The organism is Halorubrum sp. JWXQ-INN 858 (genome assembly GCF_009806985.1).
Lineage (GTDB): Archaea > Halobacteriota > Halobacteria > Halobacteriales > Haloferacaceae > Halorubrum.
This window is the reverse complement of record NZ_WUAX01000005.1, coordinates 321154-340023: the sequence shown is the minus strand read 5'-3', so window position 1 is coordinate 340023 and position 18870 is coordinate 321154. Positions and strand designations below refer to the sequence as shown.

Here is an 18870-nt window from a genome sequence, read left to right as displayed (position 1 = left end):
GCGTGAAACGTCTTCGGCGACGTTACTCGATGAGGACGGCGTTGACGCCGCCGGTCTGGCCGGGACGGGAGGTGACGCGCGCGCGGCCCGCGGACGTCTCGATGACGGCCCCCTTCGTGATGATGTTCCGTCGCACGTAGTTGACGTTCGAGGGGTTCTCGACGACGTCCTCGATCTCCGCCTCGACGACGCTGTCGCCGTCGGCGACCTGCGCGACGTTCGTCGAGAGCGCGCGGACCTTCGACTCGTTGCCGCGGGAGTCAATGTACTGGACACGAGTCTCGCCGACCGTCGTCTCGGCGGGTTCGCGGCCGAGCTGGTGTCGGCTCTTCTTCGATGCGTGCTTCAGTCGACCGCCGGTGCGCTTGCGCGTGGAGCCACCCTGGTCTTTCATACGGATACGAACAGCCAGCGAATACTTGAAGCGTTCGACTCCGGCCGACGGACGCCCCCTACACCGGCACCGTCGCGACCACGGCCCCGTCCATCAGCCGCCCGAGAACGACGTGTGGAACGTCGACGTCCGCGTCCGACCCGTCGTCGACGTCCGCGGCCGGCCCGTCGTCGACGGCACGCGGGTCGCGAAGCCGTGACCGGATCGCGTCGGCGATCGCTCGCCCGTCCGCCTCGCGCTCGGGGTCGTCGACCTTGTTGATGAGGGGGATCACCGTCGCTCCCTCCGGAACGCCCTTGCACCCGCCGTCGGGGCTCGCGAGCACTGCGCCGATAAGCGCCGGCGTGATCGGCTCCCCGAGCGCGGCGTCGACGCCCGCGGCGCGGGCCACCCGAACGACGCGCTCCGGACGGTGAACGAGTTCGTCGGTCAGCGGCTCGCCGACGACCCCGGCGGAGACGATGGGCACCACCACGTCGACCGCGTCCGGGATCCGCGGCTCCGACGCGTTCGGGGCCTTGAAATCGCGGACCCGTGCGCCGTCCGCTTTTATCAGTACCGCTCCGTCGTGGGCCCGTATCAACCGATCGACGGTTTCGGGTTCGTAGCCGCGGTAGCGGTCCTCGCGGTCGCGTTCCGGCACCAGCCCGAGGGGGAACGCGCCGCGGTTCGCTCCCCGAACGGCCGCGGTCGGGTCGTCGGTCACGCGGAGCGTGGCCACCTCCGCGTCGAAGATCGGGATCCTGACGGTCGCGGTCACGACCGCCCGGGGAACCCTCCCCGCGAGCGCGTACATCGTGGTCTTCTTCCCGCCCGCGCCGACGACCGCGAGCGCGGCCCCCTCGGCCCGGAGCGCCTCGACGAGTTCCATGGTGCGGGTTGTTCCCGGCGGCGTAAAAACCGTTCCGCGCGAGCGAGAGGGCCGCGTGGGGGAGACGATTTCGGCGGCATCCCGGGTGTGATCGTGGCGTCGACGGCGTCGGCAGCGTCGACGGCATCGGCAGCGTCGACGGCATCGGCAGCGTCGACGACGGGTCCGGGGCGTCCTGTAACTCGGACGACCGAAATTCAGTTCACCGAGCGTTTATGTGCGTACACGCCGGAGGGTTATCCGGCCGCGCGGGACGATCGTGTGCCTCTGACAGAACCGATTCAACCGTCTTCCATGACGGCCCCGCCCGCGGCTTTTGTGAACGGCGCCCATCGACCGGCAGCGGCGTCGTTGGACGCGCGGACACGCCGGTACCGATTTATCCCACGCCGTCAACCGATCCGTATGACCGGCGACGAGTCCGCGGCAGGGGTGGAGCCGACGCTCCGGAGCTACGGCATCAGCGTCGAGTCGCTCGACGGCGGCGAGCCGCTGGAGCTGACGTACATGACGGCGTTTCCCGGGCGGGAGGTGCATCGCCGTGAGATCGGGCGGGCCCTCAACGCGCTCCTCGACCGGGCGGACGCCGGCGCGTGGGACCCCGTTCGCGTCGAGGCGACCGTCGTCCGATCGCCCGGCGATCCCCTCGGAACGTGGACCGCCGAGGGCGACTGGTTCGAGGCGCTGATCGACGACGACCTGACGGAGACGGCGTTCTCGACGCGGGTGCTACACACGGTGTCACACGTCGATGCGGAGGACGACACAAACGACGATGGTCCGGAGGGCGGCCCGAACGAGGATGGCCCGGACGACGGCCCGAGCGACGATCGGGAGGTGTCCGACGCGTGACGCGGCGAACGCCGGTGAACCGCGCGCAGCGACGCCTCGATCGTCCTCCGCGCGAGCGGTTCGCAACCCGGTCGATCGCGTTCGAAAGCGACGGGGACACCTGTCGCGGGAGGCTGTACCTCCCGGGCGGCGACGACGACCCGCCGGTCGTCGTGATGGGGCCCGGGCTCGGCGCGGAGCGGACCTTCGGCTACCCGGCGATCGCCGAGCGGCTCGCCGACGCGGGATACGCGGCCCTGCTGTTCGACTACCGCGGGTTCGGCGGCTCCGACGGCGACGAACAGCTCGTCGACCCCGCCGGCCAGCGGGCGGATTACGCCGCCGCGATCGACCGTCTCGATCGGGTCGACGCCGTCGGCAACGACCTGATCCTGTGGGGCGCGTCGCTGTCGGCCGCACACGCCCTCACGCTCGCCGCCGAGCGACGGGACGTCGACGCCGTGATCGCGGTGACGCCCGTCCTCGACGCGCGGTCGATCGTGTCGGCTCGCGGGGCTCGGTACGTCGCTCGAGCGGGCGCAGCCGGGATGCGCGACCTGCTCGGCCATCGTCTCGGGCGTGGACGGACGGTCCCGATCGTCGGCGGGAGCGAGGAGCTCGCGGCGATCACCGAGCCCGGAACCCAGCGGGGGTACCTCGACCTGGTCGATCGCGAGTCGACGTGGCGAAACGAGACGCCCGCGCGGTCGCTGCTGGGGATCGTGAACTACCGGCCCGTCGGCCGCCTCGCCGAGATCCGTGCGCCGACGCTGTTGCTGGCGGGGACCGATGACCCGATCGTGCCGGCCGAGGCGGTCGTCGACGCCGCGGGGGAGCTGTCCAGCGGGACCGTGGTATCGATGCCCGCTGATCACTTCTCGCCGTTCGGCGAGGACTTCGAGCCCGCGATCGGCCATCAGCTCTCCTTCCTACGGGACGCCCTCGACCGGTAGCGACACCGACGCCCGCCGATACCGGACGAGCCGTCGCCCGCGACCGCCCTTTATGTCCCTGAGGACGGTACGTGTGGGCATGACCGTCGTCGCCCTGTTGAGCGTTGCACCGGTGATCGAGGGGAGCATGTCCGCGGAGGTCGCGAAGGCGGTGGCCGCGCTCGACGACTTCGACGTGAGCTATGAGACGAACCCGATGGGGACCGTGATCGAGGCGGACGACGTCGACACCCTCCTCGCCGCGGTCGGGGCCGCCCACGCGGCCGTCGACGCCGACCGGGTCTCCACGGTCCTCAAGATCGACGACAAACGGACGGTGGACGCGCCGGCGAGCGAGAAGGTGTCCGCCGTCGAGGAGCACCTCGGTCGCGAGGCCAGACGCGACCGGTGACCGGCCCGCGGGCGACGGTCGTCTCGAAGCCGACCGTCGATCCACCCGTCAGGGGCCGATCAGGAGGCGTCCACGTCGACGACCCCGCCGGCGGCCGCGTCGCCCGCCGGGTTGGTGACCGAGAGATCGATCGCCGCCGTCCGAACGACGCTCGCCGCGTCGTCCCCGCCGACGACGTCCGCACGGTAGACGACGTCCAGCGTCGTCGTCGCGGTCTCGCCCCCGACGAGGTCGGCGTCGCTCAGCGCCCCGCTCGTCACGGCGTCGCCCCGTGCGGTCGCGTCCACGCGGTCGAACGCGACCGTCATCCCGCCGTGGACGGCGTCGAAGTCGGGTTCCGATCCGTCCTCCGCGTGCCCGTCCGCGTCGCCGTGGTCTCCGGAAGCGACGGCGGTCACGTCTCCCGGGGTCGCAGCCGGCTCGACCGCGGTCAACGTCTCCTCGTAGATCCGGTCGACGCCCCGGTCGCTCCCGACCGCGAGCACGAGCGTCACCTCGTCGACCCCGTCGCCGAAGTCGGTCCACGAGACGTCGAGCTCGGGCGAGAAGAACACGGACTCGACGCGGCCGTCGTTGCTGGTGACGGTCGGGGCGTCGCCGATCTCGAAGGCGGCCGGGTCGCCATCGACGGCGGCCGCGGGATCGGACGCGGTCGCGAGCGTCGCGACCCCTGCACCCGTCGCACCGACGAGCGCGGCGAGCCCGCCGAGGACCGTTCGTCTGGAGGCCGTCGCGCCGTCGCGTCCGTCACTAAGGGATGGGATCGTCACGGAACGGGTTGCGGCGATATCGTTGATAAGGGATCGGGGGTCGCGGGGCGTCGTAGCGGCGGCGGTCGTCGGGACGCTTATAAACGGTCTGGGCGGACGGAGGTTCCCTCGAGGCGCTTATACGGAACCGACGGCCGATCGGCCCGCGCGAACCGATCGGGCGTCGACACTAGGCGACGGCTCACCCCTTAACGTTGCAGACGGGGAACGTCCGGACGACCTTGTCGCCGATGCCGAGGTCGTCGCTGACGCGGACGACCTCGTCGACGTCCTTGTACACTCCCGGGGCCTCCTCGGCGATGGTCGCGCCCGACTGGGCCTTCACGTAGATCGCCTGGCCGTCCTCGAGGTCGCGCTGGACGTCGCCGCCCCAGAACTCCTGTTTCGCCTGCGTCCGGCTCATCAGTCGCCCCGCACCGTGTGCCGTGGAGCCGAAGGAGACGGTCATCGACTCGTCGCCGCCGCGGAGGACGTACGACCCCGCTCCCATGCTCCCGGGGATGATCACGGGCTGGCCGACCGACCGGTACGCCTCCGGTACGTCCTCGTGACCGGCGGGGAACGCGCGCGTCGCGCCCTTTCGGTGGACGTAGAGCTCGCGCTCCTCGCGGTCGACCGCGTCCTCGGCGACGGTCGGGAGCCCGTCCGGACCGACGTCGACCTCGTGGGACTCCTTTTTCGCGATGTTGTGGGCGACGTCGTACAGCAGCTCCATGCCGAGGTCGTCGATCGGGTCGGCGTCGAAGACGTCGCCGAACACCGCCCGCGTCCGGTGGGTGATCAGCTGCCGGTTCACCCATGCGAAGTTGATACACGCGCCCATCGCGCCGTAGTACTCCTCGGCGAGCTCGGACCCCGCCGGCGCGGCCGCGAGCTCCTTGTCCGGCAGCGACGCCAGCAGGTCCCCGTGGCGCTTCTCGATCCGCCGGAGGTAGTCGTTACACGTCTGGTGGCCGAGCCCGCGGCTTCCACAGTGGATCAGGACGACGATCTGTCCCGCCGAGAGCCCGTAGGCGTCGGCGACCTCCTCGCGGAACACGTCGGTGACGCGTTGGACCTCGAGGAAGTGGTTGCCGGAGCCGAGCGACCCCATCTGGTTCCGCCCCCGGTCCTTCGCCTTCTGTGAGACGTACTCCGGGCGCGCGTCGGCCCGTCGCCCCTCGTCCTCACAGTGGGCGAGGTCGGACTCGATCCCGTACCCTTCGTCGATCGCCCACTCGACGCCGCGTTCGAGCGCGCCCTCGATGGCGTCGGCGTCGCCCTCGATCACCCCGCCCCCGCCGAGCCCCGACGGGATCGCCTCGAACAGCGCGTCGACGAGCTCCTCCTCGTGCCCGCGGACGTCGTCGTACGTCAGGTCGGTTCGGACCATCCGGACGCCGCAGTTGATGTCGTAGCCGACCGCGCCGGGCGAGATACAGCCGTTTTCCGTGTCGATCGCGCCGACGCCGCCGACCGGAAAGCCGTATCCCTGGTGGCCGTCGGGCATACAGATCGCCGGCTCGACGATCCCCGGGAGGTGCGTCGCGTTTCGGAGCTGTTGGAGCGTCTTGTCTTCTCCGATCTCGGACAGCAGCTCCTCGCTGGCGAGGACCCGCGCGTCGACGTTCATCTCCCCCTCGCGTGCGATCTCCCAGACGTGCTCGCGTACCTTCTCGAGCCGGATCCCGCCGAACTCTCGCGTAGTCATACACGACCGTTCGGTGCCACCACAAAAGGGCGTTGCGTCCGGCGGGGACGGACGGCGTGGCGGCGCGGCGAGCCGCCTGAACGGGAAAGGGGACGGTCAGATCAGCGCTCGACGAGCTGCCCGGGAGCCGTCAGCGCCGGTCGGTCGGCAGCACGAGCGCGGCGTACACCCGCCCGAGAACCAGTCCGTACACCGCGTGTGCGATCGCGATCACGGCCGCGAACTCGGCATCGGCGGTGACGCCCGGAAGGGGAAGCGTCGGGATCGGGAGTTCGGTCGCCCCGGCGAGCGCCAGCGACGTCGGGAGCAACAGCCCGCCCGTGATCAGCCCGAGCAGCGCCGAGTGGATCACTCCGAGCGAGAGGTAGCCGCCGACGTCCGCCCGGAGGTCGTCGAACAGCGGCCGCTCGAACAGCGCGACGAACAGCCCGCCGAACAGCGTGCTGTTGAACAGATGAACGAGCCATCCGACGAGCACGCTCTCGACGCCGACGAGCGCGCCGATCGTCGGCATCAGCCCCAACACCCCGTGTAACAAGACGCCCATGACCGCCCCGGCGGTCGCGCCGGCGACCGCACCGGCACGCCAGGACCGCGCACTCCGTTGTGACATACGGTTTCAAACGTCGTGTAACGTGTTAGCAGTTCTGGATGAATCCGGTTCACCTCCGACGGCTCACGATCGGTCGGGACGCCACGGCCGCTTCCGATCGGTCGGGACGCCACGGCTGCTTACGAGCGGTTCGAGACACGACAGGCACGTCCCCGGACATCTGAAGTTATTTGTCCCGTCGACCCGACGCTCGGTGCGTGTACGTAGGCGTCGACGAGGCCGGAAAGGGGCCCGTGCTGGGACCGATGGTCGCCGCGGCCGTCCGGGCCGATCCGGACGACCTCCCGCCCGACGTCGACGACTCGAAACGCGTCGCGCCGGACCGGCGGGAGGCGATCGCCGCGACCCTCCGCGATCGCGACGACGTCGCGGTCGCGGTGGCGTACGTGGAGCCCGACGAGATCGACGCACCCGACACGGACATGAACACGCTCACGGTCCGCGGACAGGCACGGGCGGTCCGGGCGGTCGCGGCCGCGGGCGACCGGGTCGTCGCCGACGCCGGCGACACGAGCGAGGCGCGGTTCGCGCGTCGGCTCGACGACTGTATCACGAGTCTCGATCGGACGGACGCCGTCCCCGGCGTCGCGGTCGAGGCGGCACACGGGGCCGACGAGGACGACCCGCTCGTCGGGGCGGCGAGCGTCGTCGCGAAGGTGGCCCGCGACGCCAGCGTGGCCGCGATCGACGCTGCCTATCCGGCGTACGGCGGCGTCGGGAGCGGCTATCCGAGCGACCCGACGACACGGGAGTTCCTGCGGGCGTACGTCGCCGACCACGGCGACGTTCCCGACTGTGCCAGACGGTCGTGGTCGACCTGTACGGACGTGCTGGCGGCCGCGGAGCAGTCGGCGCTCGACGACTTTTAAAAAGGGGCCAGGGGGAGCGGCCCGCCGCTCACCGAACCGTCAGCAGCCGCCGGAGGATGTCGCCGTACGCGGGCCTGGTGATCAACACGCCGATCAGCACGCCGAGGATGGTGAAGATGGCGAACCCGGAGAGGTCGCCGAGGCTCAACACCATCAGCGGCGACATCGCGATGATCGTCGTCGCGGCCGCGGCACCGATCACCCAGAACGCGCGGCGGAACCGCGAGTCGAACACCTTCCGCGAGTTCACGTCGCCCTCGCTCATCACCTCGTCGGCGATGATCACGAGGTCGTCCACCCCCGTCCCGACGACGGCGATGAATCCGGCGATGACCGCGAGCTCGATCGGGTAGCCGACGAGCGCGGCGAAGCCGAGCAGGGCGTACACCTCCGCGAGCGCGGTGACGATCATCGGGAGCGCCACCTTCGGCTCGCGGTAGCGTAAGAACACCATTCCGGCCACCGCGAAGATCGCGAACAGGCCGGTGATCATCGAGTAGACCCGGAAGTCCTCACCCTGTGAGGCCGTGATCGTCGAGGACGTCCCCTGTCCCTCGATGTCGAGTTCGGCGGGGAGCGCGCCCGCGCGAAGGTTGATCGACACCTGCTGTGCGTCCTCGAAGGAGGTGGTGGTCAGCCGGAAGTTCCCGGTGTCGGCCCACGACCCGCGTACCATGCTCTCCGCGAGCCCGTCGTTCATGCCGAAGGCGTTGACGACCTCGCCGTCGACGACGAGCAGGAGACACGGCTCGTTGCTCTCGCCGACCGGGTCCTGCATGTAGGTACATCGCGCGCCCCCGCTTGAGGTCGCGACCCCGCGATCGACGACCGCGTCCTGGAACCGCTCGGCGGGCGACCGCTCGCCCTCCGGGGCCTCGTTGATGACCGAGACGGGGACGTACGGCTGGTCCTGGTCGTCGCGGCCGGCGGTACCGATGTTCTCGAAGTCCTGTTGGACGAGCACCTCCTCCTCGACGCCGAGGCCGTCCTCGGCGTCCGAATCGGGGTAGGCGATGTCGATCTGGACGGTCCCGCGCTCCTCCAACAGCTCGATCACGTCCTGACGGTCCTCGCCGGGGACCTCGACGAGGACGAACCACTCGCCGGTGATCGACTGCACCTGTTGAACGCTGCCGCCGGAGAGACCCGCCTCGTTGATCTTCCCCTCGATGACGCGAACGGCCGCGTTGCGCGTCTCCTCGGTGACGCCCGCGCGGACACCGCTATGCGCGTATCCGGACGCGTCCATCGCGTCGCGGAACTGCGCTTCCGTGACGTCCGGGTCGGTCACCTCGACCTCGCCGCCGTCCTCCGAGAGGCGTTCGGCGTTGACCTCCCGGGTCGAGACGCCGTCGAGTTCGGCGGCGACGTTCGACGCCACCTCGGAGGGGTTGTCGCCGTCGAACTCCACGCCGGTCGCGGTGTAGCCGAGCAGCGGCGCGCGAACGCGCGTCCCGCCGGCTAAGTCGAGCCCGTACTGGAGGTTCGTCAGCCCCTGTCTCGCGTCGGCGTCCTCCTCGCCGGGGGCGGTGTCGGGCGCGAACTGGGGGGCGAACAGCGCGATCGACGCCGCGACGATGACGACGACGAGCAGCAGCACGCGCCAGTTCTTCTTGATCGGGTCGAGCATTCAGCGGTTCACCCCCTCGAACTTGTACCAGCGAAGCAGGGTGACGTTCATCAGATAGGTGTTCATCAGGTCGGCTGCCAGCCCGATCGCGAGGATGATCCCGATGTCGCGAAGCAGGTCGATACCGAAGACGGTCGCGACGATCGCCATGACGATCATCGCGGCCATCGAGGTGACGGTCATCGTCACCCCGGTCCGCATCGCACGGCTGACCGACTCGTAGAAGTCCCCGGTCCGTCGCAGCACGGAGTTGTTCAACAGGATGTCGGAGTCGACGCTGTATCCGATGATCATCAACAGCGCCGCGACCGTCCCGAGGGTCATCTCGATGCCGATCAGGTTCATCGCCGCGATGGGGATGACGATGTCGGAGAACGCGGAGGCGACGACCGCGACCGAGGGGACGAACGTCCGGAACAGCGCGAAGACGAGCACGCTCATTCCGAGGAACGCGAGGGCGACCCCGAAGATCGCGGTCTGGGCGGTGTCGGCCGCGAAGCTCGGCGACACCTGATCGACCGCCTCAGTCGACAGCCCCGCCGCGCTCGCCTGATCCTCCAGATCGCTCGCGAGCCCGCCAGGGTCGTCGGCGTCGGCGCGGAACGTCACGACGTAGACGTCGTCGGCGGGGATCGACCGGATCGCGTCCGGCTCCTCGGAGAACGCCGCCTCGATGCGTTCCTCCATGTTCCCCTCGCCGTCGTCGGCGATCCGGAGCTCGACGCCGCCGGTGAACTCCAACCCGAGGTTCGCGGGGGCACCCGTCGCGAGGTACCAGCCGCCGATGATCACGAGCGCCAGCGCGAGCACCGCAAGCGGGACGAGCACGAGCTGTCGGTTCGTGTACTCGGTGTAGTCGACTTCCGGTACCTCGATCGCTACCATGAAACGGTTTCGTCCGTGAGCCCGAATAAGCCTTCTTATCTCTCTAACTCGGAGGAAACGCCCGCGCGAACCGCCGATAGGTCGTGGGGGCCGCCGATCGGTCGTGGGCGTTCCGGACCGGCGAAACCCGTTTCCGCCACGACGCCGTAGTGGTCGCCATGAATCGACCGATTGCCTCCCGCGTCGTGCTCTCGTATCCCGAGGGACTCGGCGGCTGGGGGCGCGAACAGATCGGGACGGAGCGGTACCGCGGGTACTTCAAGCGCGTCCTCGGCACGGTCGCGGTCGGGGACCGCCGCGAGGAGTTCGTCGACGTCGGCTGTTGTGGCGACAGCCTCGACGTCCCGTTCCGGGTGGAGCGGATCGAGGTCGACGGCGAGCCGGTCGCCGAGGCGACCGTCGACGAGGCGACCGAGGTCGTCTACGAGACCCGCCCCGGCGACGTCGACGGCGGCTGGCTGGTCCAGAGCGCGGACGGGCCGACGAGGTAGGCGGGCGAACGAGGCAGACGGGCCGACGAGATGGGCGAGCCGACCCGGCTACGGCAGGTACCGAACGCTCACCACGCCCGGCTCCGCGCGGACCTCGACGCGGTTCACGCCGAACCGCGCGGCACGCGAGAGCGTTCCCTCGCGGTCCTCGATCACGTCCGTCGCCGCCTGCTCGGCCGTTCCCTCCGCCGGAGTCAACACGTGTATCTCCCCGATCCCCGCCCGCGGCTCGCGCGTCAGCTCGCCGACCGGTTGGTCGGCCGCGATTTCGCGTTCGTGTGCCGTCGGCGGCTCCTCGCTCCGCTCGATCGAGAGCCCGCGGCGCTCCGCGACCTCGATCACTTGATACGTGACCTCCATCGGCGGGTCGGGCGCGACCGTCGCCTCGACGGCGTCGTCGACCGCCAGCCCGGGGTTCGAACTCAGCGTGTGGACCTGGCCGTCGTGAACGTCCTTCAGGACGGCCGACTCCGGCTCAACGTGGGTGACGAGGAACGTGCCCTCCTTCTCGTCGGTCATCGGCGGCGCTACGCGACGGAGCCTTTTCGGGGTTTCGAGCGCGGCCCGGGGGCGGACGAAGGGGGAGTCCGGAAGCGAACCCGTGGACGACGGTCAGCCGGGTCCGTGGACGGGGCTCACTCGGGTTCGGCGTCGTCCACGTGGGGGCCGTCAACCCCCTCGGCATCGCCTCCGTTCTCCCCGTCAACTGCCTCGCTCTCGTCCCCGTCGCCCGACCCGCGAAGCCGGCGATGGGTCAGGAAGACGAGAGCGCCGGCGAGCGTCGGAGGGACGAGCCCCGAGAGAGGCGGCAGCGCGTACAGCGCGGCGACGACGACGGAGTCGGTCGGGTCCCGGAGGTCGGCCGGGGCGGAGATCACCATGCCGACGTACAGCGACGCGAGGAAGAGGAACCCCGTGTACGCCAGCTTCCGGTCGTAGCCGTCGGCGACGGGGTCGTTCCGTCGATGCCGGCGTGCGACGAACAGCAGGGGAGCCAAGAGCGGGGCGACGGCGGCGAAGCCGACGACCACGTACAGCGACCGGGAGAACAGGAACAGCCCGCCCTCCATGTCGGCCGTCTCCGCCATCCAGACGACGAGCGCCAGCGTCACGACGATCGTGATGAGCGCCGCCGCGAGCGTCCCGACGGCGCCGTACGCGCGCATCGTCCACGACTCCGTGTTGCGGATCGCGTACGGGATCGCCCCGAACACGCCACGGTAGCTGTCGGCCATCGACGGCGATAGGGGCGAGACGCGATTAAACCCCGCGACTCGTCCCGGGAACCGCGTTCTCGGGGACGGGAGGGCAGCGATCGGGGGCCGTCGCCGACGCCGGGAACCGGACGTTCATCGTCGGTTCCGCGATCCCGAGTGGGTGCGGTGCTCGGCGGCTGTAGGCGAGCAAACACCTCGCGAAGCCTTTTGAGTCCCCACCCCCCACGTCGAGTATGACCCGATCCGCGACCCCGACCGCCGAGGAGGCCTTACACACGACGTTGGACGTTCCGTTCGAGGACGCCGTCCCGTTCGTCCAACTCGAACACGAACTCGCCGACTTCGAGACGGTGAAGGTGACTCGATTGGACTCGATGATCGAAGGAATGCTCGGCGAGGACGACGTCGAGCGGACCGCGCTCATCGTCGTCTGCCACCCCGAGATCGCCCGCGACGCGCTCGCGATCGACCCGACGCTCGCGGGGCTGCTCCCCTGTACGACGGTCGTCTACGAGACCGCCACCGACGACGGGGTCCACGTCCACCACGTCTCGGCGACGAAGGCGATCCGCGACCTCGGCTGTGCGCCCGGCGACTGCGACGAGGAGGTCGAGGACCTGATCGCGCTCACCGGCGAGCGCATGACGGACGTCTGGGAGAACATCGAGCGCCACTCCGCGTCGGCGACCCCCGAGTGATCGACCTGACGACCGTCGACTGACCCGGCCGACGACCGCCGACCCCGTCCCGCGCTACTCTTCGGAGTCGTGATCGTCGTCATCGCCGTGTCCGTGCCCGTGGGCGTGTCCGTGCCCGCCGTCCAGCCCGCCGGGCCCGAACTCGTCGACGGGCATCACGCTGTAATCGACCGTGAGCGTGTCCTTCGTCGCGCGGACCTTCCCGACGAACGTCGAGATCTCCGCGAGGTCGCCCTCCAGAACGAACAGCTCCATACAGTAGTGTGGGCCGACGTGGCTGTGGAAGTTGGAGGCGACGAGCCGCTCGTGTTCGTGCCTGAGGTGCATCATCCGCTCCTCGACGCTCGTCGTCTCGTAGTTGAACAGGACGGTGACGACCGCCATCAGCGGCCGGTCCTCCAGTTTCGCGTCCTCGAACTCTCCGAGGAGGTTCCGCGACGCCTCACGAACCACCTCGCTTCGCCCCGTGTATCCGTGCTCGTCCGCGAACTCGTCGAGACGTTCGAGGAGCTCTTCGGGCATCGAAACGCTGACTACGGCCATGTAATAACTCAGTCGCGTTTACTTATTAACCTTTGAGTTCCGATCCCCCTCGTCGACGCGGTCGCCGAGCCACTCGTAGTGGTCCAGCAGGGCGCGCTCGCCCGCGTCGGTCAGCGCGTACACGTCCGCGATCCCCTCGGTTCGCCGGTCGAGGAACCCGGATTCGACGAGAGCCGTGAGCGTCCCGTAAAACGAGGCCGGGTCGATCCGCTCGTCGTAGTGGGACTCGAGTCGACTCTTCAGCGACTGTGCACGGAGCTCGCCGGCGTCGTACAACAGCGCACAGAGGTCCCGCCGCCGTCCGCTGTGGAGCCACTTCGCCATATCGTCGGGATCCGCGCGCTCGACCACGACGGTTTCGGTTGCCCTTCCGTTTGGAACGGGGAACGGTGAACGGGGAACGGCCACCGGGCATCGGAGATCAGCGTTTCACGACCTCGTACGCCTCCGTCAGCCGCTTGAACCCTTCCTCGTCGCCGTTCTCGCGGTCGGGATGGAGCCGCTTGGCCCGCTCGCGATAGGCGGTCCTGACGGCGTCGGCGTCGGCGCTCGGCTCGACGCCGAGCGTCCGGTAGGCGGCCCGCTTCGACATCGTGTCCGTCCGGGGCGCGCGATCGCGGGGGTCGCCGCGCCGGGAGCCCTCGCCGCGCCGGGAGCCCTCGCCGCGAGCGCGTGCCCCGGCGTGTCGCCCGCGCGCACCGCCCGCCGACCGGGAGGCGTCCCGCCGGTTGGTCTCCGCGCGAGCACGCCGCCACGCGTCCGTTCGGCCGTTCTGCTCGCCGGCGGCCTCCCGACGGACGCGCTCGCGGAGCCGCCCGCTCGCGTGGTACCACAGGAGGTACGTCGCCGCGCCGAACGGGAGGGCGACCGCGAGGAGGAGGGGGTTGACGACGATCCCCGCGATCACGAGCAGGGCCGTGAGCCCGGCGAAGGTCGCAGCCATCCCGACGACGATCGTTCGGTTCGCCACGGGATCGATCGGGCCGCCAGCGTTGTAAGGCTCTCGGGCGGAAGCGTCGTCGCCTCCGCAGGGCCGTCGCCTCCACAGGACCGGCGCCTCCACAGGGCCGCCGAGTCCACGGGGCCGTCGCCTCCGCACCGTTTATCCCCGCGGGCGACCCGATCCGGGATATATGCCTACGGCGGACCGACAGGCGGTGACCGGGATCCCTCCGGGGGTGGCCGCCGCCCGCGACGACCTCACCCCGATGCTCTCACAGTACGCGGACCTGTGTGCGGCCCACGAGGACGCCCTCGTGTTGTTCCAGGTGGGCGACTTCTACGAGGCGTTCTGTGAGGCCGCGGCGGCGGTCGCACGCGTCTGTGAGGTCGCTCTCACGGAGCGGTCGGACTCGACGGGCGACTACCCGATGGCGGGGATCCCGATCGACAACGCCGCGCCCTACCTCGAGGCGCTGCTCGACGCCGGCTACCGCGTCGCGCTCGGCGACCAGGTGGAGGACGCCGACGCCGCGTCCGGGCTCGTCGACCGCGCCGTGACCGAGGTCATCACCCCGGGGACCGTCGTCGAGGACGACCTCCTCGCGGCGGGGACGACGAACTACGTCGCGGCCGTAACGGGGAAACCTGACGGGAGATCGGCCGAATCGAGCGGCGGGAGCGACTCGACCGAGCCGGACGGCCCCCCAGTCGTCGGCCTCGCGGCCGTCGACGTCGCCACCGGCGAGTGTCTCGTCACCTCGGGCGACCGAGCGACGATCGCCGACGAGCTCGATCGGATCGCGCCTGCCGAGCTCATCGCGGGGCCCGACGCCCCCGCCTTCGAGCCCGCCGATGCCGAGCACGGATGGGTCGACCACGCGTACGACCCGGCGGCGTTCGGGCGGGAGGCCGCGACGGACCGGCTCGAACCGTACGTCCCCGCGCCGGACCGTCGCTTCGCCACCGAAGCGGAGCGTCGCGCGGCGGGAGCCGTGCTCGCGTACGCGGAGTACACGCAGGGCGACGACGGCCCGCTCGAGTACGTCTCTCGCGTGCGCCGGTACGACCCCCGCGATCACCTCCGGCTCGACGCCGCGGCCCGGCGGAGCCTCGAGCTGTTCGAGAACCGCGGGCTCGGCGCGGGCGACACCCTCTTCGACGCCCTCGACGCGACGAGCTGCGCGCTCGGCCGGCGCCGCCTGGAGCGCTGGCTCCGTCGCCCTCTCGTCGACGCCGACGCGATCCGGTCGCGACACGACGCGGTCGACGAGCTGGCGGCCCGGTCGCTCGTCCGCGAGGCCGTCGCCGACTCGCTCGCGACCGCCTACGACCTCGAGCGGCTCGTCGGTCGCGTCTCCCGCGGCCGGGCGGACGCCCGCGACCTCCGGTCGCTTCACGCGACCCTCGCGGTCGTCCCGGAGCTCAGGCGCGTGCTCGCGGGGGCGGGCGACGAGGGCGACGAGGGCGACGACGACGCCGGAGACGGCCCGCGAACCGAACACCTTCGGGACCTCCACGGTCGCCTCGACGAGCTGGCGTCCGTCCGCGAGCTGATCGACCGGGCGATAGCGACCGACCCGCCACAGGAACTCACCGAGGGCGACGTGATCCGGGAGGGGTTCGACGACGATCTCGACGACCTCCGAGCGACCGAGCGGGCGGGCCGCGAGTGGGTCGCGAACCTGGAGGCCGCCGAGCGCGACCGGACCGGGATCGACTCGCTGTCGGTGGGACACAACCGGGTCCACGGCTACTACATCGAGGTGACCGACGCCAACAGCGACCGCGTTCCGGACGACTACCGCCGCCGCCAGACGTTGAAGAACAGCGAGCGCTACTACACGCCGGAGCTGAAGGAGCGCGAGGAGGAGATCGTCGGGGCCGCCGAGCGCGCGAACGCCCTCGAGTACGAGCGCTTCGTCGACGTCCGCGAGCGCGTCGCCGAAGAGACCGAACGGATCCAGGCGCTGGCGGACGCCCTCGCGGAGCTCGACGCCCTCCACTCGCTGGCGAGCGTCGCGGTCGAGCACGACTACGTGCGGCCCGAACTCGTAACGGACCCCGATGCGGGCATCGAGATCGAGGGCGGACGGCATCCCGTCGTCGAGCGCACGGAGCCGTCGTACGTCCCGAACGACGCCGACCTCCCGCGGGGGTCGATCGCGGTGATCACGGGGCCGAACATGAGCGGGAAGTCGACGTACATGCGGTCGGTCGCGCTGGCGACCGTGCTCGCACAGACCGGGTCGTTCGTTCCGGCGCAGGCCGCCCGCCTCCCCGTCTTCGACCGGGTGTTCACGCGGGTCGGGGCCTCCGACGACATCGCCGGCGGCCAGTCGACGTTCATGCGGGAGATGAGCGAGCTGACGGAGATCCTGCACGACGCGGGGCCGAGGTCGCTGGTGCTGCTCGACGAGGTCGGCCGCGGGACCGCGACGACGGACGGCCGGGCCATCGCGCGCGCCGCCGCGGAGTTCATCCACGACGAACTGGCGGCGACCACGCTCTTTGCGACGCATTACCACGACCTCACCGACCTGGCCGCCGACCGCGAGCGGGCGTTCAACCTGCACTTCGCCGCGACCCGCGAGGACGGCGCGGTGACGTTCCTCCACCGGGTCGTTCCCGGGGCCTCGTCGTCGTCGTACGGCGTCGAGGTCGCCGAGCTCGCCGGGGTTCCCCGCCCGGTCGTCGATCGGTCGCGGGAGCTCGTCGACGGCACGAATCGCGGCGACACGACGGGTCACGGAGACGGGACGGACCGCGGAGGCGGGACGGACCACGGAGGCGGTACGAACCGCGGAGACGGGACGGACCACGGAGACGATACGAACCGCGGCGACACGACGGGCCGCAGAGACGGAACGGACCGGGACGGCGATCGAACCGGAACCGACCCCGGTCGGGACGGAGAGGTCGCCGAGGCGGGGGCGGGAACGGAGCGCGAAACGGAAGTCGAGGACGACCTCGTCGCCGATCTCCGCAAGCTCGACCTCGCACGGATCACGCCGATCGAGGCGCTGAACGCGCTGTACGACCTCCAAGGCCGGGTCGAACGCCATGACTGACGGACGCGTTCGTCGGCTCGACCGGGCGACGGTCGACCGGATCGCGGCGGGAGAGGTCATCACGTGCCCCGATCGCGTCGTCGCGGAGCTGGTCGACAACGCGCTCGACGCGGGCGCGTCGCGGGTCTCGGTCGCGGTCGACGGCGACGGCACGGAGCGGATCCGAGTCGACGACGACGGGCGCGGAATGGACCGCACGGACGCTCTGCTGGCGGTCGAACGCCACGCGACGAGCAAGCTCGCGCCCGGCGGGGACCCGGTCGGCGTCGGCTCGCTGGGCTTTCGAGGGGAGGCGCTGGCGGCGATCGCCGACGCCGCCCGCCTCGAGCTGACGACCAACGACGGCGGCGCGGTCGGGACCAGGGTGACGGCCGGTCCGGGGTTCGGTGGGAACGCCTCCGACCCCGAGGCGGACGTGGGCGGGGACCGAAACGTCAACGAACGACGAGGCGCCGACGGACACCGAGGCGCCGACGAACGACGGAGTGACGGTCGTGCCGACCTCGACGTCGCCGACGCCGGCCGGGGACGCGGCACGACGGTCGTCGTCCGCGACCTGTTCGCGACGCGACCCGCCCGCCGGGAGTCGCTGGCCGGACCGAAAACGGAGTTCGCCCGGGTCTCCGCGCTCGTGGGGAACTACGCGCTTGCGAACCCGGACGTCGCGTTCACCCTCGACCACGACGGGACCCGAACGCTCTCGACGCCCGGCACCGGTCCGACGGACGCCCTCCTCGGCGTCTACGACCGTGACACGGCTGGTCGGTCGACGACGCTGTCGGCGACCGTCGATCTCGAGGTCGACGACGACGGAGACGGAGACGGAACGCGGCCGATCGACGTGACGGGCGTCCTCGCGTACCCCTCCGTCACCCGCGCGTCCCGGGACCACCTTCGGTCGTCGGTCAACGGCCGTCCGGTGCGGAACGAGCGGCTCGCGGCCGCGGTTCGGGCGGGGTACGGTCGGTTGCTCCCGAACGGTCGCGAACCCGTGGCGGCCGTCGACGTCTCGGTCCCGCCCGAGCGGGTCGATCCGAACGTCCACCCGGCCAAACGCGAGGTCGGGCTCCACGACGGCGGGGCGGTCGCCGACGCGGTCGAGGGGGCCGTCGCGGACGCGCTCACCGGGGCCGACCTCCGGCGACGGGCGGCCGTCGACACCGACCTCGAAACCGCGCTCGAGCCGGTCGGCGAGCCGGACGGCTCACGAGGGGCGGTGTTCGCGGACGTGACCCCCCTCGGGTCGTTCCGTGACCTCTACCTGCTGTTCGAGTCCGGCGACGAGCTCCTCGTCGTCGACGCCCACGCCGCACACGAGCGGGTGAACTACGAGCGGCTCCGTCGGGCGTTCGACGGCGACCCCGTCCGGACCGCCGACCTCGACCCGCCGGCGACGCTGTCGCTGTCGGCCGCGGAGGCCGCGGCGGCCGACGCGCACGCGGAGGCGTTGGCGACGCTCGGCTTCGCGACGGAGCCGTTCGGCGGTGGGACGGTTCGACTTCGCGGTGTCCCCGCACCGTTCGGACGCGTCGCCGATGCGGACGCGTTCCGGGACGCGCTCGCGTCGCTTTCGGCGGGCGGGTCGTCACGGGATGCCCGGGAGACGTTGCTCGCGGACCTCGCGTGTCACCCGTCGCTGAAGCGAGGGGACGTCGACGAGCTGACCGCGGCGGAGCGGCGGGCCCTGTTGGACCGGCTCGGCGAGTGCGAACGACCGTTCGCGTGCCCACACGGCCGGCCGACGACGCTGTCGGTGTCGGAGGCGACGTTCGCCGCGGGGTTCGGTCGCGACCGGTGAGTCGCCCCGGACCGGCGAGGTTGCCCCGGACCGGCGAGGTCACCCGCGTTCGGTGAGCTTCGAGCTCCGGGATATTACGGAGTACGCGTACGGGGGCTATCAAACGTCACGAAGGCGAGAGAGGCTCGGCACCCGCTGCGTATCATCGAATCGGTCACAGAACCGACCAAGGGGCCTCAATAACGGTCGCGTAAGAACGTCTAGAACGCTCGGTTA

20 protein-coding genes are annotated in these 18870 nt (G+C 70.8%); 8 read left to right on the top strand and 12 right to left on the bottom strand.

Annotated features, from left to right (window positions below; genetic code table 11):
• Window positions 1-22: 22 nt before the first annotated feature.
• Together GRS48_RS03035 and yqeC are read right to left on the bottom strand one after the other, a co-directional pair.
• Window positions 23-394, bottom strand: a complete 372-nt coding sequence (locus GRS48_RS03035; RefSeq protein WP_159483437.1) for a 30S ribosomal protein S8e — start codon at window positions 392-394, stop codon at window positions 23-25.
• A gap of 58 nt (window positions 395-452) precedes the next feature.
• Window positions 453-1265 carry a selenium cofactor biosynthesis protein YqeC gene (gene yqeC, locus GRS48_RS03030; protein ID WP_159483436.1) on the bottom strand — a complete coding sequence of 271 codons (813 nt, stop codon included), beginning with the start codon at window positions 1263-1265 and terminating at the stop codon, window positions 453-455.
• Between the two features lie 405 nt (window positions 1266-1670).
• Here yqeC and GRS48_RS03025 point away from each other — a divergent pair, with 405 nt between their 5' ends.
• The 3 genes from GRS48_RS03025 to GRS48_RS03015 all read left to right on the top strand — a co-directional run bounded on the left by GRS48_RS03025 (window position 1671) and on the right by GRS48_RS03015 (window position 3440).
• Window positions 1671-2117 carry a hypothetical protein gene (locus tag GRS48_RS03025; protein WP_159483435.1) on the top strand — a complete coding sequence of 149 codons (447 nt, stop codon included), beginning with the start codon at window positions 1671-1673 and terminating at the stop codon, window positions 2115-2117.
• Window positions 2114-3049, top strand: a complete 936-nt coding sequence (locus GRS48_RS03020) for an alpha/beta fold hydrolase (protein WP_321168259.1) — start codon at window positions 2114-2116, stop codon at window positions 3047-3049. Before GRS48_RS03025 ends, GRS48_RS03020 begins: the two co-directional genes overlap by 4 nt.
• A 79-nt stretch (window positions 3050-3128) precedes the next feature.
• Entirely contained in the window at window positions 3129-3440 is a 312-nt protein-coding gene (locus GRS48_RS03015; protein WP_159483434.1) for an MTH1187 family thiamine-binding protein, read from the top strand.
• A gap of 59 nt (window positions 3441-3499) precedes the next feature.
• Here GRS48_RS03015 and GRS48_RS03010 read toward each other — a convergent pair whose 3' ends face one another.
• The 3 genes from GRS48_RS03010 to GRS48_RS03000 all read right to left on the bottom strand — a co-directional run bounded on the left by GRS48_RS03010 (window position 3500) and on the right by GRS48_RS03000 (window position 6513).
• Window positions 3500-4204, bottom strand: a complete 705-nt coding sequence (locus tag GRS48_RS03010; RefSeq protein ID WP_321168273.1) for a hypothetical protein — start codon at window positions 4202-4204, stop codon at window positions 3500-3502.
• Window positions 4205-4391: 187 nt separating this feature from the next.
• A complete protein-coding gene (locus tag GRS48_RS03005; RefSeq protein ID WP_159483433.1) occupies window positions 4392-5900 on the bottom strand; it encodes an RtcB family protein in 1509 nt (502 codons plus the stop codon).
• 130 nt (window positions 5901-6030) lie between these two features.
• The gene (locus GRS48_RS03000) at window positions 6031-6513 is read right to left on the bottom strand and encodes a hypothetical protein (RefSeq protein ID WP_159483432.1); all 483 of its coding nucleotides are present in this window, start codon (window positions 6511-6513) and stop codon (window positions 6031-6033) included.
• A 197-nt stretch (window positions 6514-6710) separates the two neighbouring features.
• On the opposite strand from GRS48_RS03000, the gene rnhB reads away from it, so the two are divergent.
• Window positions 6711-7382: a ribonuclease HII gene (rnhB, locus tag GRS48_RS02995; RefSeq protein ID WP_321168258.1), complete on the top strand. Its 672-nt coding sequence runs from the start codon at window positions 6711-6713 to the stop codon at window positions 7380-7382.
• Window positions 7383-7410: 28 nt separating this feature from the next.
• Here rnhB and GRS48_RS02990 read toward each other — a convergent pair whose 3' ends face one another.
• A complete protein-coding gene (locus tag GRS48_RS02990; protein WP_159483431.1) occupies window positions 7411-9012 on the bottom strand; it encodes a preprotein translocase subunit SecD in 1602 nt (533 codons plus the stop codon).
• Window positions 9013-9897 (bottom strand): protein translocase subunit SecF, encoded by an 885-nt coding sequence (gene secF, locus GRS48_RS02985; RefSeq protein WP_159483430.1) that lies wholly within the window; start codon window positions 9895-9897, stop codon window positions 9013-9015.
• 158 nt (window positions 9898-10055) lie between these two features.
• On the opposite strand from secF, the gene GRS48_RS02980 reads away from it, so the two are divergent.
• The gene (locus GRS48_RS02980; RefSeq protein ID WP_159483429.1) at window positions 10056-10388 is read left to right on the top strand and encodes a hypothetical protein; all 333 of its coding nucleotides are present in this window, start codon (window positions 10056-10058) and stop codon (window positions 10386-10388) included.
• Between the two features lie 48 nt (window positions 10389-10436).
• Here the strand turns inward: GRS48_RS02980 and GRS48_RS02975 are convergent, their stop codons facing one another.
• Entirely contained in the window at window positions 10437-10907 is a 471-nt protein-coding gene (locus GRS48_RS02975; RefSeq protein WP_159483428.1) for a DUF5812 family protein, read from the bottom strand.
• Window positions 10908-11023: 116 nt separating this feature from the next.
• Window positions 11024-11623, bottom strand: a complete 600-nt coding sequence (locus GRS48_RS02970) for a hypothetical protein (RefSeq protein WP_159483427.1) — start codon at window positions 11621-11623, stop codon at window positions 11024-11026.
• Window positions 11624-11838: 215 nt separating this feature from the next.
• On the opposite strand from GRS48_RS02970, the gene GRS48_RS02965 reads away from it, so the two are divergent.
• The gene (locus GRS48_RS02965) at window positions 11839-12303 is read left to right on the top strand and encodes a DUF302 domain-containing protein (protein ID WP_159483426.1); all 465 of its coding nucleotides are present in this window, start codon (window positions 11839-11841) and stop codon (window positions 12301-12303) included.
• 54 nt (window positions 12304-12357) lie between these two features.
• On the opposite strand, the gene GRS48_RS02960 is transcribed toward GRS48_RS02965, so the two are convergent.
• The 3 genes from GRS48_RS02960 to GRS48_RS02950 all read right to left on the bottom strand — a co-directional run bounded on the left by GRS48_RS02960 (window position 12358) and on the right by GRS48_RS02950 (window position 13816).
• Window positions 12358-12846 (bottom strand): CopG family ribbon-helix-helix protein, encoded by a 489-nt coding sequence (locus GRS48_RS02960; protein WP_159483425.1) that lies wholly within the window; start codon window positions 12844-12846, stop codon window positions 12358-12360.
• 18 nt (window positions 12847-12864) lie between these two features.
• Complete coding sequence (locus GRS48_RS02955; protein WP_159483424.1) at window positions 12865-13170, bottom strand: PadR family transcriptional regulator; 306 nt, start codon at window positions 13168-13170, stop codon at window positions 12865-12867.
• Between the two features lie 97 nt (window positions 13171-13267).
• Window positions 13268-13816 carry a DnaJ domain-containing protein gene (locus tag GRS48_RS02950; protein ID WP_321168257.1) on the bottom strand — a complete coding sequence of 183 codons (549 nt, stop codon included), beginning with the start codon at window positions 13814-13816 and terminating at the stop codon, window positions 13268-13270.
• Between the two features lie 163 nt (window positions 13817-13979).
• Here GRS48_RS02950 and mutS point away from each other — a divergent pair, with 163 nt between their 5' ends.
• Window positions 13980-16856, top strand: coding sequence for a DNA mismatch repair protein MutS (gene mutS, locus GRS48_RS02945; RefSeq protein WP_159483423.1), 2877 nt, complete (start codon window positions 13980-13982; stop codon window positions 16854-16856).
• Window positions 16849-18654, top strand: a complete 1806-nt coding sequence (locus tag GRS48_RS02940; RefSeq protein ID WP_159483422.1) for a DNA mismatch repair endonuclease MutL — start codon at window positions 16849-16851, stop codon at window positions 18652-18654. Before mutS ends, GRS48_RS02940 begins: the two co-directional genes overlap by 8 nt.
• Window positions 18655-18870 lie beyond the last annotated feature (216 nt).

What these genes read in the sequence shown, in the direction of transcription:
- GRS48_RS03035 (WP_159483437.1), bottom strand. Translation starts at nt 394, where the DNA reads ATGAAAGACCAGGGTGGCTCCACGCGCAAGCGCACCGGCGGTCGACTG.
- yqeC (WP_159483436.1), bottom strand. Translation starts at nt 1,265, where the DNA reads ATGGAACTCGTCGAGGCGCTCCGGGCCGAGGGGGCCGCGCTCGCGGTC.
- GRS48_RS03025 (WP_159483435.1), top strand. Translation starts at nt 1,671, where the DNA reads ATGACCGGCGACGAGTCCGCGGCAGGGGTGGAGCCGACGCTCCGGAGC.
- GRS48_RS03015 (WP_159483434.1), top strand. Translation starts at nt 3,129, where the DNA reads ATGACCGTCGTCGCCCTGTTGAGCGTTGCACCGGTGATCGAGGGGAGC.
- GRS48_RS03005 (WP_159483433.1), bottom strand. Translation starts at nt 5,900, where the DNA reads ATGACTACGCGAGAGTTCGGCGGGATCCGGCTCGAGAAGGTACGCGAG.
- GRS48_RS03000 (WP_159483432.1), bottom strand. Translation starts at nt 6,513, where the DNA reads ATGTCACAACGGAGTGCGCGGTCCTGGCGTGCCGGTGCGGTCGCCGGC.
- GRS48_RS02990 (WP_159483431.1), bottom strand. Translation starts at nt 9,012, where the DNA reads ATGCTCGACCCGATCAAGAAGAACTGGCGCGTGCTGCTGCTCGTCGTC.
- secF (WP_159483430.1), bottom strand. Translation starts at nt 9,897, where the DNA reads ATGGTAGCGATCGAGGTACCGGAAGTCGACTACACCGAGTACACGAAC.
- GRS48_RS02980 (WP_159483429.1), top strand. Translation starts at nt 10,056, where the DNA reads ATGAATCGACCGATTGCCTCCCGCGTCGTGCTCTCGTATCCCGAGGGA.
- GRS48_RS02975 (WP_159483428.1), bottom strand. Translation starts at nt 10,907, where the DNA reads ATGACCGACGAGAAGGAGGGCACGTTCCTCGTCACCCACGTTGAGCCG.
- GRS48_RS02970 (WP_159483427.1), bottom strand. Translation starts at nt 11,623, where the DNA reads ATGGCCGACAGCTACCGTGGCGTGTTCGGGGCGATCCCGTACGCGATC.
- GRS48_RS02965 (WP_159483426.1), top strand. Translation starts at nt 11,839, where the DNA reads ATGACCCGATCCGCGACCCCGACCGCCGAGGAGGCCTTACACACGACG.
- GRS48_RS02960 (WP_159483425.1), bottom strand. Translation starts at nt 12,846, where the DNA reads ATGGCCGTAGTCAGCGTTTCGATGCCCGAAGAGCTCCTCGAACGTCTC.
- GRS48_RS02955 (WP_159483424.1), bottom strand. Translation starts at nt 13,170, where the DNA reads ATGGCGAAGTGGCTCCACAGCGGACGGCGGCGGGACCTCTGTGCGCTG.
- mutS (WP_159483423.1), top strand. Translation starts at nt 13,980, where the DNA reads ATGCCTACGGCGGACCGACAGGCGGTGACCGGGATCCCTCCGGGGGTG.
- GRS48_RS02940 (WP_159483422.1), top strand. Translation starts at nt 16,849, where the DNA reads ATGACTGACGGACGCGTTCGTCGGCTCGACCGGGCGACGGTCGACCGG.